Raw genomic sequence first — 15,155 nt, forward strand, 5'->3', positions numbered from 1 at the left:
TCATTTGAGCGCACAGATACTACTGAGAACCGTTCTCTGCGCAAATAGACAATGTGGATAACTCCATAAGCTGGAACCACATTGCCCTGCCTGGCTTGCATTCAAGTCCAAATCAGCTTTACGGTCGCATCATGAGCTCTTTTATGCATGAGGATATTGTCGGCCGACGCCGAGCAGAACGTGAACGCTGCAATGATGCTGCGCGCCGTTCGAAAGGTCCATTGCTGGTGGGATACATCAATGCGGCCAACTACTACGGCGCGCCCATCCCCCGACATTGCACGCTATCTGTTGATGCCGTGCACGCCTGTGTTTCCAGTGCCAACAAACGCAGACGAATCAAAGGCGTGGTCTTCCATGTGTTTAAGGGAAAACTGGATATCCGCAAAAAGGATTATGAACAGTTCTGGATTGCCTCGCCGGTCATGATGTGGGCTCAGATGGCCCAATACTCTACATTGGAGGAACTTGCGGCCATTGGAGCCTCTTTGATGAGCCGCGATAAACGGCGCAGAATGGCCACTCGCAAGGATTTCGATACTTACTTGGAAATCAGTCCGCGGTTCATAGGTCGTAACAAATGCCACGAGGCACTGCCCTACATGACAGAGAACACGGATTCTCCGCCGGAAAACACGCTGTTTGGGATGCTGAAGGATTCAGGCTTGGGATGCCCCACCGCCAACTATCGCGTGAATATCGGCAACTCATACGTCATATTGGATATGGCATATCCGGACTGCCGCGTCGCGTTCGAATATCAGGGAGCCTATCACGCCGATCCGGCACAAATGCGAATCGACGCGGCAAAGCGAAACGCATTGCAACTGCTCGGCTGGATCGTCATTCTCGTCACTGCGGATGACCTGAGAACAGCCGACACGCGGCATCGTTTTATCGAGATGGCCCATGTCGTGGTGTCCCGGCAACGCAATCTCGCCGATTGGAACCGCTCATGGGCCATTACCTCTTAGCATCGCACCGACAATGCGCTATGCCGTTATTTACTGCGAGGCACCCGCCAGATATCGGGCTCAACGTAGATCTCCCATTCATACCAAGGCAGCGCGGCACGGCGTCCTCGTCCATGTGAATGGCCTGCAGGTTAATGAGCCTATCCACGCCGACAGTGCGCTCCATTGCCTCGACCACCAGGTCGCGGGTGCTGTGGTCAAGCGATTCGCCCACCAGCAGCGAACCGGACTTAAACGCCAACGCCGCCTACAAAAGTGTGAGGCTGCGCAGGCTCACACTGCCAACAGCCGTTCAGCCAACCCTCGGAAGGTCTGGCCAATGCCATCCGTACGCAAAGCGCCGTCGGCGTCCAGCACCGCCGGCCGGCCGGCCTCGCCGGTCTCGCGCACTTCGGGTTCCAGCGGCAGCTGGGCCATCAGCGGCACGTCATAGCCCAGCGCCTGAGTGAGCTGTTCAGACACGCGCTGACCGCCGCCGGCACCGAAAATCTCCAGCTTCTCGCCCTTGTGCTCGTAGTAGCTCATGTTCTCCACCACGCCACGCACCTTCATCGGCACCTGCAGGGCCACGAGTCCGGAGCGCACGGCGATGTCAGAAGCGGAGGGCTGCGGGGTGGTGACCACCACGAGTTCGGCGTTGGGCAGCGCCTGGGCCACGGAAATCGCCATGTCGCCGGTGCCGGGAGCCAAGTCGAGCAAGAGGACGTCCGGCTCGCCCCACCATACGTCAGACAGGAACTGTTCCAAGGAGCGCTGCAGTCGCGGCCCACGCCACAGAATCGCCCGGTCAGCACCGGCGAACATGCCGATGGAGATCAGTTTCACGCCCCACGCGGTGACCGGCATGAGCATGCCATTCAGATTGGTGGGCTGTGTATGCACGCCGAACAGGCGCGGCAGTGAGAAGCCATAAATGTCCGCGTCGATGGCGGCCGTGTCGAAGCCGAGGGCCGCAAACGTGGCGGCCAGGTTCGCGGTAACCGAGGACTTGCCGACGCCGCCCTTACCGGAGGCGATGGCGAAGATGCGGGTCTTGACACCCGGTTTGCTGAAGGGGTTCTGCTTGCGTTCGGCCTTGAGGTCGGCGACCAGATCGGCCAGCTTGTCACGGCTCATCGAACCGACTTCGATATGAGGCAGCAGCTGTGCGCCCGGATAGGAGCTGACCGCGCCATTGATCTGGCTGGTGATGGTCTCGCTCAGTGGGCATCCGGGAACCGTCAGCTCAACGTGCACGGTGACGTCGTAAGTGCCGGCGTCCGACGATGCGGGCGCGGCTTCGATGGCGGCAATCATGCCGAGGTCGGTGACCGAACGACCGAGCTCGGGGTCGATGACCTTGCTCAGGCGTTCGTAGATGTCGGCTTCGATCTGACGTGCGTCGCTCATAAATCCGTATCCTCCTTTAGGGCCTGTTCTACCCTAGCGTGTGATGCGGCGGCATGCCAGAGGGAGTGGAGTAAGTCACACTGGGGCGGGATTCGCTTTTTCTCTCCCCCAGTCAGCCTAAAGGCTGACAGCCCCCTCATCAGAGGGGGTTAATGAAGCGTCTGAGGGGGCTATTTTAGATGGTGCCGGTGGCTAGGAGCTGGGCGAATTGGGTTTCGCTCAGCATGGGGATGCCGAGTTCCTCGGCCTTGGCGGCCTTGGAGCCGGCGTTTGCGCCAATCACCACGTAATCGGTCTTCTTGCTCACCGAACCGGCCGCCTTGCCGCCGCGCTCGATAATCGCCTCTTTGGCGGAATCACGCGAATAGCCCTCCAATGAACCGGTGACCACCACGGTTTTGCCGGCCAGCGTCTGCGGCAACGAACTGGTCTCGGCCTCGTCGACGCCCACGCCGGCGGCCTGCCAAGCACGCAAAGTCGCGCCGCGCCAGTCGCCGGGTTCGCGGGTGGCGGCGAACCAGTTCACCACCGATTCGGCGATTTCCGGGCCCACCCCGTCGATGGCCGTCAGATCTTCAATCGTGGCGTTTTCGATGGCTGCCAGCGAGCCCATCGCCGAGGCAATCAGGCGTGCGGTAGGCGGACCGAGCCGGCGAATCGACAACGCGACCAGCACACGCCACAGGTCGGCGTGACGGGCCTTGTCCATTTCGTCGAACATCTTGCGCGTGTTTTCGCCGGGCCGAATGATCACCGGTACATCCGTGACGCCAGTGCGCGTGGTCTTGTGATCCACGCGCACGATAACCGCGTCGGCCGGCACGTCATACTCAGGATAGGAGGCTGCGGCAAAGCCCGGCATAGTACCAAGTGGCGCCTCAGCCCCGGTAGGTGCGCCGGTCGTCTCGCTGGCGGTACCTCCCTGTGTTTCGGCAGATTCGATTGCGGCCTCCCCTTGCGCGCGTTCGGCCAGCTGCTTGGCCGTGAGCTTTTTGGCCGGCGTGGGCGCGGTCCAGAAAGCAGGCACCTGATGCCACAGGCCAGAGCCGCCGACACGCTTACGCACCTTTTTCTTCTTACCGTTCGCACCGACCGTCTCATGCACCTCGACGATTGCGGCCTCACGCCACACGCGCACGTCGCGCAGATCGGCGGCGGTCAGGTTGAACAACCCGGATTCGTTAGACAACACCGGCTTCTGCGCGGCCGGCAATTCCAGCCCTTCCACCGGCTCGTACGGGTCAGGCTCTTCGCCGGGGGCGACCAGAACCTCGGTGATGTTCGGCGCGTAGGTCGCCACCGAATCAGGCCGGTTCTCCTCCGGGTTGGTCAGAGCGATGGCCGATTGTTCGCCCAAGTGCTCGATGTCGAACGCCTTGCGTGAGGCCAGCGAAATCACGCGCTCGGTCAACTGGGCCGGGCAGCTCTCCACATTCGGGCAGCGAATGTCCTTGTCACCCTCCTTGGCGGGTGACAGTTTCGCGCCGCATGAAGGGCAGAACTCGGGCATGACGAATTCGCGCAGCTGGTCCTCACGCCCTTTGCGCCGTTCAAGCACCGGGCCGACCAGTTCGGGAATCACATCGCCGGCCTTGCGCACCACCACGGTGTCGCCGATCAGAATGCCCTTGCGTTTGACTTCAAATCCATTGTGCAGCGTGGTACGAGCCACGGTGGAGCCGGCCACGTAGACAGGTTTGAGCACGGCGACCGGCGTCACACGGCCGGTACGCCCCACCTGCACGGTGATGTTGAGCAGTTCGGTGTTGACCTCTTCGGGCGGGTATTTGTAGGCGATGGCCCAGCGCGGCGCGCGCGAAGTGGCGCCGAGGGTACGCTGCAGGCCCAGGTCATCGACCTTGACGACGATGCCGTCAAGTGCATGCTCGATGTCGCCACGATGCTCGCCGTAGTACTCGATCATGTCCAGGATCTCCTGGAATGAGGTCACCGCACGATTGTGCGGGGAGACCGGCACGCCCCACTTGGTGTATAGATCGTAGGCCTGCGACTGGTCGGCGACCACGTCATGGGTGCCGCGCGGATGGTCCGGCCCCCAAGTGAGCTGCCCCAGACCATGCGCATAGAAGCTCAGGCGACGGGTGGCGGTGATGCGAGGGTCTTTTTGACGCAGCGAGCCGGCAGCCGCGTTGCGTGGGTTGGCGAAGGGCGCTCGTCCGGCGTCCTCCTGCTCGTTGTTCAGGGTGTGGAAATCATCCCAACGCATGAACACTTCGCCTCGGATTTCCACGAAGTCCGGAACGTCTTCCTTGGGGCCGCCGAGGTTTGCGGGAATGGAGCCGATGGTTCGCACATTCAGGGTGATGTCTTCGCCTGTAACGCCGTCGCCGCGCGTCAGTCCCTGTTCAAGCACGCCGTTGCGATAGATGAGGTTCAGGGCGAGGCCGTCGATTTTGACCTCGCAACTCATGGGCAGGGGCTTGGATTCAGGCCAATCGAGGTCGCGAATCACCGAGTCGTACCAATCCTTGAGTTCTTCGATGGAGAAGACGTCGTCAAGGCTCATCATGCGGCTGGGGTGGCGCACGGAGGCGAAGTCGTTGGAGAAGGAGCCGCCGACGCGATGGGTGGGCGACTGCGGATTGTCCAGTGAGGGGAACGCCGCTTCGAGTCGTTCGAGGCAACGCATGCGCGCGTCGTAAGCGGCGTCGGAGCTGACGGGTGAGTCGTCGATGTAGTAGGCGATCTGATCGGATTCCACCCATGCGGCCACGCGAGCCCACAGGCGGGCGGCGGCCTCAGCGGTCATCGTGTTCACGTCGAAACGGTCGAGGCGTATCGCGTCGTCGTCAGTGGGCTGCAGTGCGGCTATCCATTGTTCGGAGCCAGGGGCAAAACGTGCAATACCGGTATCAGGCCGGACCTCGGCCACATCCCCATCGTCGAAATCCCATGCCAGTTGTTCGTTCGTGCTCATGGTTGTCTATCCTAGCGGGCTCGGCTCCCCTCGGCCGGCTATACCGTCAACTCCCCTCAGGCGGCTACGCGGATAGCGAGCGCAGGAACTGGGCTTGGATGATGTCGATGTTATCGCCTTCGCCGTCATTCATGCGGGCCACAGCCACCGAGAGCGTGCGGGCCGGCACGAACATGTCCTCATCCACGCACACGCGAGCGGCGTCACGCACGATGTCAGCCACTTCGATATGCGGCCAGACCGGCAGATCATGCGTGGCAAGCACATGGGCGGCGGCCTCCACCGATTCAGGCACCGGTATGCACTGCGAGTCCGCACGGGAAACCAGTTCCTGCAGTTCGCTTTCCAGCGAACCAATGGCCCCGGGAGCGATGTGATCGCTCATAATGTAGGCTGCGGCGGCTGTGTCGAACCGGTCAAGCATCCATTCGGCGTACGCGAACCGGTAATAGGCGAACGCGGCATCGTCGCGGTCCAAGGCCACGCGCAGAGCATTCAGGCAGGCGGCGCGTGCCGAATCCCAATCCTCATTGCGGGCCAGTTGAATGGCGAGCTTCAGATGTGAGAGCGGGTAGGCGGGCGCGTACGCCACCATACGGTTGAGATGCGGGATGGCCGCCTCGGCACCCTTGATCTGACTCAACACGTCAGCCAGCTCCATGTGCGCGTAGAACAGATTGTCCGGGATAAGCACCGTACGCTCGTCCAATGTGGCGAACAGCCGGTTGTAGACCACGCGCTCGGCATAGGAGTTGAAGTATCGAGGTACGCCATGGCCTGCCGCATACACCTGGTCCAAATGGGCCACGGCCGCTTCGGCCGCTTCGATGGCCTGATCGGCTTGGCCCGAGAACAGCATGTCTCGGGCGCGCAGACGCTCCTTGTCAAGATCGTCGGCAAGCGTGAACGTGAAGTCCGGCGTGTCCTTGCCATCGATCAACGCACTGGTGACCTGAGAGGCCAAATCGGTCAGTTCGGGATCGCATATCGATTCGATGACCTGCATGGCTCGCTGGGCCTTTTCCACGGAGCCGAGCGACGTGTTCCTGGCGATATCGTGGAATTCGTTGACGCCATGCTGCAGCAGGTCCACTCGCTGGATAGCCAGTCCGGCACTATTCTGTGCGCCCAGCACGTGAGCGGTCGCCGGGCTGAATTGACGGTCGGCCAGTTCGGGCTCCTCCTGGGATCCGGTGGGAGAGAACCGGCTGTCCGCCAAGTCGAAGTCGGCGCTGATGGGTTTCAGACCACCTTCGCCGTCCACGTCCATCACGGCACCGAACATGCGGTAGGTTTCCTCGGGATTGTCAAGCCCAGCGGTGTCCAGTCGCTTGAGGAAGGCATCACGGGTGAAGGTGACGGTGACCATATTGCGCACGGTGGGATTGCGGCGCAGCACACTCATCGGATCATCGTCCATGCCGGCGGCCCCATCAGCACCGTCAGTGCCGACGCCCTCGCCGCCGATACCGCCCAGGTCGTCGCCTGCGCCGGTATCGTCCGGCATGCCGAACGCCATTTCGTCGATATCGATGCCCTTCATCAGGTCTTCGAACTGCGAATCGATGGACGCAGCGCCATCGGCGTCAGCAGATTCGGCCGCGGCCTGATCCGTAGCATCCGCAGACGGTCCGGTACCGTTGCCTGCTCCCCCGGCCGTGCCGCGTTCGTCACCGGACGCCGTCTGCCCGAACGTCTCCTCATGGGTGATGGGGCGGGTCGGGTCGCCATGGAAATCACCATCTTTGGGGTCGGCTTTGGAACCCACACGCCCCAAATCGCCACTGCGTAGATGTTCGAAGGCGCTTAGGGCCTCGCTCATCATCGCCTCGATGGCGGAATCCTGTTCGGCAATCGCCTCTTCAAGACCAATGGAATCGATGTGCAACGACACCTGGCGCACGGATTCGCTGGTGCCGAAACTCAGCGCGGCCATCATCAGGCCGACACGCAGGTTGTAGGCGGCGCTCATTGACGCGCGTTCGGCGCTACTCAGCGCACGCCACGTACGTCGAGTGGTGTCATACCGGCTATCGGGCATCATCGAGGTGCCGGCGGTGGTGAAGCCAATGGCCACTTCACCCGAATCCAAGCGCGACCGGAACTCCACGTCAAACCGATACGGCAACCGTAACCGGCGCAACAGTGAAGAGAGGGTCTGACGATACACCCATTCGTCGCTCCTCGCCGGCGAATACGAAGGACGAGCGGCTTGAGTGTTGGTGTCGCTCTTATCGGTCCGTTCTACAGCGCCCTCAGCACTCTCAGTACTTTCAGCGCCCGCAGCATTCGTCACACCCGAATCCGGCACGTTCTGCTGGGTCAGCACATCTCGAGGATCGGGGAATTCACTGCGAATCTGTCCAGCCGTGCGTGCGGCGATATCGACCAGGCTCAGCACGGCCCGACGCTCCTGCTCGCCATCATACGGGTCAAGCGCCATAATCGCAGGGTTTTCGATGAGTTTCATGTCGATTTGCGCGGCCTCGGCACGGGTCACCGTATCTTCCGTAGGGTTGCGTCCCAAGGAAGCGTTGCGCTCCAACCAAGCGCTCACCGCAGCGAATCGGTTGAGGTTGCCTTCGATCTTCAAGGATTTCAGCGCCTGCCCGAATGCCAAGGACTTATCCCACGTAAAGAAATAGCCGCTCGAATACGTCGAGGTGTACAGGTGCAATGGTTCGGCGCCATGCACCGCTTCCAGTCCCGGCGTGGTGTCGAGAGCGCCGGCTTCGCGCATCAGATCGGCGAAATGATCCTCCAGACCGGAGGCCCGCATGCCGTGGGCACGTGCCGCCAAAGTGTCACGCACCGAACGGCGAATCGCACCGATTGGCGCCTCACGGTTGAGACGGCGGAAGATATTGCCGGAACCGAATCCGATGAGCAGACCATTGATCTGCGGCAACATATACGTGGCGAAGAACGCGATGGTAATGGCATCGCGGTATTCCAAATCATGACGCATCGCAGGCGGCAGATTGGCACGCATCTGCTCAAGCGTGTACCGGTTGCCGGCCTTGAGCCATGAGGCGAGCCACGTCATGCGTCCGGTGTCGTCACGCCCCACCACGCCACCGGTAATGGCCTTCACACCGTCAGCACCATGACCAAGGCCACGCCCCAAACCACGCCCATGATGCAGCGCACTTCCCAGGCCACGGTCTGTACGGGAGAAACCGGAACGTGAACGAGGCTCGTCGCTTTCGCCCAGCCGCTCACCGTCCGGCAATGTCACTTCTTTTTCCTTGCCGAACATAAATCGCGCCTGCATATCCTGCACGTCCATGTCGGGGTCGGTGCCCACGAATACGCGGCCATGCGTATCGGCGAACGCCACCTGCGCAAAATGATCGCGGTCGGGGAAAATGCCAAGCGAGAAGCCGCGGCCTCTGGTGGAGGGCAGCTGCGCCCATCCAAGCACCAGCCCTTCCGGCACGTTCTCCAATTCGGGGAAGGTGCGTCGCTTGATTACAGGACTCAGCGCCACTGCATGGCGAGTCAGTTCGTCGATAATGCCGCCTTTACGCTCACTGGTCTCCTGCAAGGCATCGCCGAACGGATTCGTATCGTGCTTCTTCGGCTTGGATAGTCCCAGATCGGCCGCGAGCGCGTTCATCGAATCCTTCAGTCCGCCCAGCAGTGGCGTGCGGTTGTGCTTCCCATGGTCCGATGTACGTTTTGGCATGATTCACATTGTCTCTTGTTTGCCCGACATCAAGCCCGAATAAAGCCTATAGAATAAATGCGTGCATTCCATAGACCACACTCGCGCAGATCGTCCGATGCCGTCGAATCATGAACGGCGCCTGCCCAGCCGTCCGGATACCCGGCACCGGCTGCGTTTGGTGCGCCTGCTGATCGCCTTGCTGGCCGCCATCGCCGCCATCGCCGCCATGGAGTGCATCGTGTTCAACCTGCCGTTCTGGCGTACGCTCGGAGCGAGCACGGATACGAACGCCGTGCATAACACGCTGGGTTCGGGTCTCACGCGCCGGAATGATGGCATGTTGACCGTCACCGATCCGACCAAGGCCTATCTTGAACTGACCGCGGACGGCACGTCGGATTACCTACGCATCGATACCGCGAGCAGCAAGGTCATCGATAAGGCCCGTGAGCAGGCCGAGGCCGAATCCGAAGCGAACGACGATAAGGAAGTCTTCAAACCGCTGGCGACCATTCATGTGCGCGCGGATGTCGATGGCATCACCGGCCAGGCCCAGTCGATGAATCCCGACGCTATTCGCAGCCATTATGTCAAGGCACCGGGTGCCGGCATCGTGCGTATTTGGATTCAGGAAGAGCGCGGCGCGATCGTACCGGTCACCGACTCCCGCGCCAACGTGCACGTACCGTTCGTCATCAATTGGATGCGCGTGCTCGCCATGGCCTTGGTGTTGCTGATGATTGCCGTCTGGAGGCCGGGATCGCACCTGTGGCGTATCACGCTTGACCCGTCCAGCACTCGGCAACGACTTGCTTTCGTGGGGCTTATGGCGATTCCTACCCTGCTTATCGGCGCATCCATCATCCACGAACTGTGGTACGCGTCTCCGCTCGTCTTCCACGTTTCCGGCGATTACACCTATGATTTCGACCAGTATGGGCATGTGGCCGATGCGCTGGTCGCCGGCCGGCCCTGGCTCGACTTGCCGGTTCCCGAACAACTGGCCGCCACCGAGCACCCCTATGACGTAGCCACACGTGCCCAGCTACTCGCCAATGGAGCCAGTCCGCTCTACTGGGATTACGCGTATTATGACGGTCACTGGTATTCCTATTTTGGCGTGTTGCCCGCAGTGCTGCTGTTCGTCCCCTATCGTCTGCTGACCGGTCATAATCTGCCGACATCCGCCGCCGAGTATATTCTCGTGCTGCTGTTCATCATCTTCTTCTCCTTGCTGGTGCTGCGCGTCATCCATCGCGTGATGCCGAAGACTTCGGTGGCGGCCGCGTCGTTAGTAGTGGTCTCATCGTTGGTGAGCGCGCAAGTGGGGTATTTGCTGTATCGCACGAACTTCTATCAGATACCGTTCGCCGCATCGCTGACGTTGACTTCGCTGGGACTATGGCTATGGCTCGGCGCGGACACGTCCCGCCGTCCGCTGAGACCATCGGACCGATGGCAGGCGGGCGACGCCAAGCCTCTCTCCCTGCCACGACTGGCCTTGGGCGCCTTGTGCATTGCGGCGAATTTCGGATGCCGACCGACGTTCACCTTGACCGCATTGCTTGCGTTCCCCCTGTTCTGGCCGCAGATTCGCGCGCTGGGCACCGGTCTGCGCACACGCCGTATCAAGCCGTTGCAGGCGTTGCGCGCGCCGCTGGCGGTAATCATCCCCGCCATTCTCGTCGTGACGCCTCTGATGACATGGAACATGGTTCGGTTCGATTCCCCGTTCAATTTCGGCAATGCGTATCAGTTCTCCATATCCGATATGACCCGGCATACCACCCCGTCCGCGGATATGCCCGCCAACATCTGGTATTACCTGTTCCTGCCGCTGCGCTTCATGGATCGTTTCCCGTGGCTGGCGGGCTCTCCCGCCCCGATGCCGCAATGGGGCTATTACGAGGTGATGGTCGGCGCGATTTTCACGGCCACGCCACTGACCTTGATGGCTTTGGCGCTACCCCTGCTGCGCAGATTGGAGACGCACGGCATGCGGCCATGGCTGATGTCTTGCTTGGCCGTGGCGGCGGTGCTGGTCGTATTCGACAGCCACGTCGGCGGTTTGGGATGGCGGTATTCCGCCGATTTCGGCTGGCTGATCTCGCTGGCGTCCATACCGGGGCTACTGTGGCTGGTCAATGGGCGCGAACCGAGCCGCTCATTGGCGGGGGCCAACGACGCCGCTTCAGGCGATGGCATCGCCCGCGTCACTCCGTGGCGTTGGCTGATGCGCTGGGTCGTGATGCTGGCCGTATTGTGGGCGCTGGGCATAGCCATACTAAGTTGCTTCGTGCAGTCGCGCAGCGATTCGATGATCGCCAACAATCCGACGCTCTGGCATCAGGTTCAGTCTTGGTTCACCCTGCTATAGGACCGGACCGCTCGGCGACCCGCCAAGCTTCAGTATTCTCCCAGCATTCCGGCCGGTGTTTTCCAAGACCTGCGGCATAATGTATGTGACGTAATTCACTAATCGTTTACCCATACTGTCGTGAGGGTTTCCCCGTGTCCACTGCCGTCCGTAGTCGCGTCTTCCAGCTACACCGTTTCCGCTGAGGGGTACCCGGATTACACGGCCAACGCCATCACCAGCGATGAGGCGGCCGCCGCATACCGTGAGGCCGCCGCCGGCGACGCCGACGGTTCCGGCAATGTCGGCGGTACCAGCACGGCGAGTCAGACGACCACGGTATCGAGCAATGACATCGCCTCCACCGAGCACGAGTTTCTGGTGTTGGGACTGATCCCCAAGGTCAAGAACACCATTACCCTGACCATCACCGACACCGACGGCAACCTCAAGGCACAGTACAAGATGGTGCTCAGTTCGGGATACATCTACCGCGTCTACCAGTACGGCTTCCGCGGCTTCTACTTCGCGTGAGGATTGGCATCGACCTCACGGCCGATGCCAATCCTCCAACGGCCGATTCCTATCTGCTACCGCTTCGCAGCCTCATACTTGCGGCGAATCAGATCCTCATAAAACGCCACAGCCTCAGCCGGCGCTCCGTCAAACGCGACCGCGTGCTCGTCCAGCACCAGTACGCGGTCGATGGCGTATTCGGGCCGGCGGATCATATCCGTGTCATGCGTGGCGAAAATCACCTGCTTGTTGTAGCTGAACAACGCCTTGGCCACATGCGCGGCGCCAATCTCATCCAATCCCTTGCTCGGCTCATCCGCCACAATCGCACTCGGCTCAAAGCTCAGCGCGGCCGCAATAGCCAGCAGGTGCCGTTTCTCGGAGTCCAGTTCGCTGGCCTTGGCCTTGGAGACCTGCGCCAAATCAAAATGCGCGAACAGATTGCCGATGCGCGCATGACGTTCTGACTCGGGCACCTTGTGCTTTTTCAGCGCTTCGGAAACAGCCTCGGAAATATTCGCCGCTTGGTAAAAGCTGTTCGGAATCTCCTCGCGGCGAACTTTGCCGACCAGATTATCGATGCGCTTCGCGTCCTTCTTCACAGCCGGGTCAAGACGTTCCTCACCGCCCGCAATGGTCACCGTGCCGGCGTTGGCCTTCAACGAACCGTCCAGCAGACCCAGCAATGTGGATTTGCCTGCGCCGTTCAGTCCGATCACAGCCACCCGCAGCTCGCTGATGGTGATGTCCGTGGGAGCAAGTCCCACGTGCCCATCATCATACGTATGCCCGGCCTGATCCAAAGTGAACGTCAGCGACGCCGGGCGTGGCAGTTCTTTCGGTCTAAACAAGAATCCCATGCCGCTATTGTACGTGGAGTACAGGCGTGGGGCCGGCAAACACCGGCCTATCGCAGCAAAGCGGCGACGGTATTGAGCACGGCGCGGATGCCACGCTCGAATTCGTCCGGTTCGGGTAGCAGGGAAACGGCCAGGTATCCATTGGAAGTCATGTCGAAGAAGTAGCCGGGCTGTCCGGTGAGTTGGTGCTCGTCAATCAACCGCAGCACCAGTTCGTTCTCATCGATGACTGAAGGCACTCGTAGCAGCACGTTCCAGCCGCCTTCGGCCCGTAGCACGCTGACCAGCCCGTTGGGATCGGCGTCAAGCAACTCGTGCAACTTGGCCAGGTTATTGCGCACGCGTTCCCCCACCCGTCTGGTCTGTGCAGGCGCGGCGTTCAATAATGCGGGAATCCGTTCGGCGATGATGTCACTCATCGGCAGATAATCATCGGCGATGACGTCCAGTCGACGCTGTGCCTCGGCAACGTCCTCGGCAGGTCCGGACACCTGAATCCACCCGACTTTGGCGTGCGGCGCGGCCAGCATTTTGGAGAATCCGTCTAGGGCGAAGGTGAGCACGCCGCGCTCCCCTGCGAGCCGTGCGTTGCCGGGGAAAGGTTCGAGAGAGTAATCGAAGAACACTTCATCGGCGATAAGGGCGATGCCATGCTCACGGCACAATGTCACGATACGTGCACGCTCGGTTGGTTTTACGTACGAACCGGTCGGATTGTTCGGGTTGATGAGCACCAATGCTCTGATGCGTTCGCCACCGGGCTCGCTGAGCAGCCGCTCGAGTTCGGCGATGTCGATGAACCAGGAGCCGTCGAATTGCAACTGGTATTCGACCGTGTCGACGCATTCAAGCCGTGCAATCGACTCGATCAGCGGATAGCCGGGTTTGGGTGCCAGCACCGCGTCGCCGGCATCGCAAAGTAACTTGATCAGCCACGAATACGCCTCGGACGTGGAGCTCAGCAAGTACAGGACGTCCGGGTCAACGCCCTCGATGGCGGTATTCGCATTGTTGAAAGCGGCATGGCGCTCGTTCCCGCCCTCGATGGCGGCGGGCGAAGCCAACTGAGGGCTGCTTGCGTCTACCACGTTTGCCGTATTGAGGAATGCGGCCAATGCTTCTCGTGCCGCACGCGGTCCACGTGGGTCGGCCGTATACACGCTCGGCACCAATTCGGGTGCCAGCCCGTGGCGGGTCGGATTGGAATCGTTGAGTTTGCTGAGTGCGATGCCGTTTGCCTTGGCTGCCGCCTCGGCCGCCGCAATGGGATTCGGCGCAGAAATATCCACACGAGAAGAGAAATGCACGCTCATACCCTCCCACGATAGAGCGTGGTGCCCCCTGTCCCGCTCTCAATCGCGCAACATTCCCGGAAATGCGTCGCTCTGGACCCGAATCACACCCTCAAACGCGGCACATTCCCGGGAACGCGTCGCCACAGACCTCCATACACGCTCACTTTGCGCAACTTTCCCGGGAATGCGTCGCATACCTTTCCTATGCAATGCGAAAGGCCGCCCGACTAGTCGGACGGCCTGAAGCATATTCGCGGGTCAGCGCTGCACACCCACGCTCACTGGCTCACTGCTGCTTGGTGCTGGCATAGTAGGCGGCACCGACGATGCCGGCCTGGTTACGCAGCTTGGCGGGCACGATCGGGGTCTTGATATCCACGTACGGCAGGAACTTTTCGCTCTGACGGCTCACGCCGCCGCCGACGGTGAACAGGTCCGGGTTGAAGTACTTCTCCATGAGGCCGTAGTACTTGGTCAGACGCTTGGCCCACTTCTTGTAGCCCAGTTCCTCATTCTCGCGAATCGCGGAGGAGGCATACTTCTCGGCGTCCAGATGCTTGGCGCTCAGGATGATGTGTCCAAGTTCGGTGTTCGGGATGAGCACGCCGTTGTAAATCAAGGCGGTGCCGATGCCGGTGCCCAGTGTGGTGGCGATGACCAGACCATCCTGGCCCTTGGCGGCACCGAACTGGACTTCGGCCAGGCCGGCGGCGTCGGCGTCGTTTACCACGACGACCGGGCGGCCGCAGGCTTCGGAGAACACTTCAGTAACGTCCACGCCAATCCAAGACTGGTCAAGGTTGGCCATGAAGTCGAGCTTCTGGCCGGGCTTGATCGGCGCGGGGAAAGCGATGCCAACGGGTGCGGATTCAGGCACTTCGAAGTGGTCGAGCTGCTGCTTGACGATTTTGGCCACGGCCTGAGGAGTGGAGACCTCGGGAGTGAGAATCTTCAATCGTGGCTCGGCGAAATCGCCCTTGGTCAGATCGACAGGTGCGGCCTTGATGCCGGAACCGCCAATGTCAACACCGAAAGCCTGTGCAGTTTCAATCATCGTTGACCTTCCTTTCCATACGTTTTCATCAGTTCGTAAGGTTGCGCCCAGTTTAACGCGAATTACGCTCAACACGAAACCATTACACACCAATTGTGCAAAC

The 15,155-nt window shown here is 60.9% G+C and carries 9 protein-coding genes; 3 read left to right on the forward strand and 6 right to left on the reverse strand.

From position 1 onward, the window contains the following. Window positions 1–143 precede the first annotated feature (143 nt). Window positions 144–974: a hypothetical protein gene (locus Q5H31_RS00385; protein WP_007054011.1), complete on the forward strand. Its 831-nt coding sequence runs from the start codon at window positions 144–146 to the stop codon at window positions 972–974. Window positions 975–1,247: 273 nt separating this feature from the next. On the opposite strand, the gene Q5H31_RS00390 is transcribed toward Q5H31_RS00385, so the two are convergent. The 3 genes from Q5H31_RS00390 to Q5H31_RS00400 form a co-directional block, all read right to left on the reverse strand. Beyond that, entirely contained in the window at window positions 1,248–2,363 is a 1,116-nt protein-coding gene (locus Q5H31_RS00390) for an Mrp/NBP35 family ATP-binding protein (protein ID WP_007054010.1), read from the reverse strand. 175 nt (window positions 2,364–2,538) lie between these two features. Continuing rightward, complete coding sequence (ligA, locus tag Q5H31_RS00395; RefSeq protein ID WP_007058309.1) at window positions 2,539–5,301, reverse strand: NAD-dependent DNA ligase LigA; 2,763 nt, start codon at window positions 5,299–5,301, stop codon at window positions 2,539–2,541. 64 nt (window positions 5,302–5,365) lie between these two features. Further along, entirely contained in the window at window positions 5,366–8,989 is a 3,624-nt protein-coding gene (locus Q5H31_RS00400) for a M48 family metallopeptidase (RefSeq protein WP_032684353.1), read from the reverse strand. Window positions 8,990–9,086: 97 nt separating this feature from the next. On the opposite strand from Q5H31_RS00400, the gene Q5H31_RS00405 reads away from it, so the two are divergent. After that, window positions 9,087–11,348 (forward strand): hypothetical protein, encoded by a 2,262-nt coding sequence (locus tag Q5H31_RS00405; protein WP_032746912.1) that lies wholly within the window; start codon window positions 9,087–9,089, stop codon window positions 11,346–11,348. 120 nt (window positions 11,349–11,468) lie between these two features. After that, a complete protein-coding gene (locus tag Q5H31_RS00410; RefSeq protein ID WP_060662278.1) occupies window positions 11,469–11,861 on the forward strand; it encodes an aryl-sulfate sulfotransferase N-terminal domain-containing protein in 393 nt (130 codons plus the stop codon). Between the two features lie 56 nt (window positions 11,862–11,917). Here the strand turns inward: Q5H31_RS00410 and Q5H31_RS00415 are convergent, their stop codons facing one another. From Q5H31_RS00415 to ppgK, 3 genes are all read right to left on the reverse strand, one after another. After that, window positions 11,918–12,703, reverse strand: a complete 786-nt coding sequence (locus tag Q5H31_RS00415) for an energy-coupling factor ABC transporter ATP-binding protein (RefSeq protein ID WP_007054005.1) — start codon at window positions 12,701–12,703, stop codon at window positions 11,918–11,920. 47 nt (window positions 12,704–12,750) lie between these two features. Then, window positions 12,751–14,016, reverse strand: coding sequence for a pyridoxal phosphate-dependent aminotransferase (locus tag Q5H31_RS00420; protein ID WP_161519619.1), 1,266 nt, complete (start codon window positions 14,014–14,016; stop codon window positions 12,751–12,753). Window positions 14,017–14,284: 268 nt separating this feature from the next. After that, window positions 14,285–15,052 carry a polyphosphate--glucose phosphotransferase gene (ppgK, locus tag Q5H31_RS00425; protein WP_007053237.1) on the reverse strand — a complete coding sequence of 256 codons (768 nt, stop codon included), beginning with the start codon at window positions 15,050–15,052 and terminating at the stop codon, window positions 14,285–14,287. Window positions 15,053–15,155 lie beyond the last annotated feature (103 nt).

The sequence above is a fragment of the uncultured Bifidobacterium sp. genome, from assembly GCF_959020155.1.
GTDB lineage: Bacteria > Actinomycetota > Actinomycetes > Actinomycetales > Bifidobacteriaceae > Bifidobacterium.

Coding starts and splice junctions, on each gene's coding strand:
- Q5H31_RS00385 (WP_007054011.1), top strand. CDS start 144: ATGCATGAGGATATTGTCGGCCGACGCCGAGCAGAACGTGAACGCTGC.
- Q5H31_RS00390 (WP_007054010.1), bottom strand. CDS start 2,363: ATGAGCGACGCACGTCAGATCGAAGCCGACATCTACGAACGCCTGAGC.
- ligA (WP_007058309.1), bottom strand. CDS start 5,301: ATGAGCACGAACGAACAACTGGCATGGGATTTCGACGATGGGGATGTG.
- Q5H31_RS00400 (WP_032684353.1), bottom strand. CDS start 8,989: ATGCCAAAACGTACATCGGACCATGGGAAGCACAACCGCACGCCACTG.
- Q5H31_RS00405 (WP_032746912.1), top strand. CDS start 9,087: ATGCCGTCGAATCATGAACGGCGCCTGCCCAGCCGTCCGGATACCCGG.
- Q5H31_RS00415 (WP_007054005.1), bottom strand. CDS start 12,703: ATGGGATTCTTGTTTAGACCGAAAGAACTGCCACGCCCGGCGTCGCTG.
- Q5H31_RS00420 (WP_161519619.1), bottom strand. CDS start 14,016: ATGAGCGTGCATTTCTCTTCTCGTGTGGATATTTCTGCGCCGAATCCC.
- ppgK (WP_007053237.1), bottom strand. CDS start 15,052: ATGATTGAAACTGCACAGGCTTTCGGTGTTGACATTGGCGGTTCCGGC.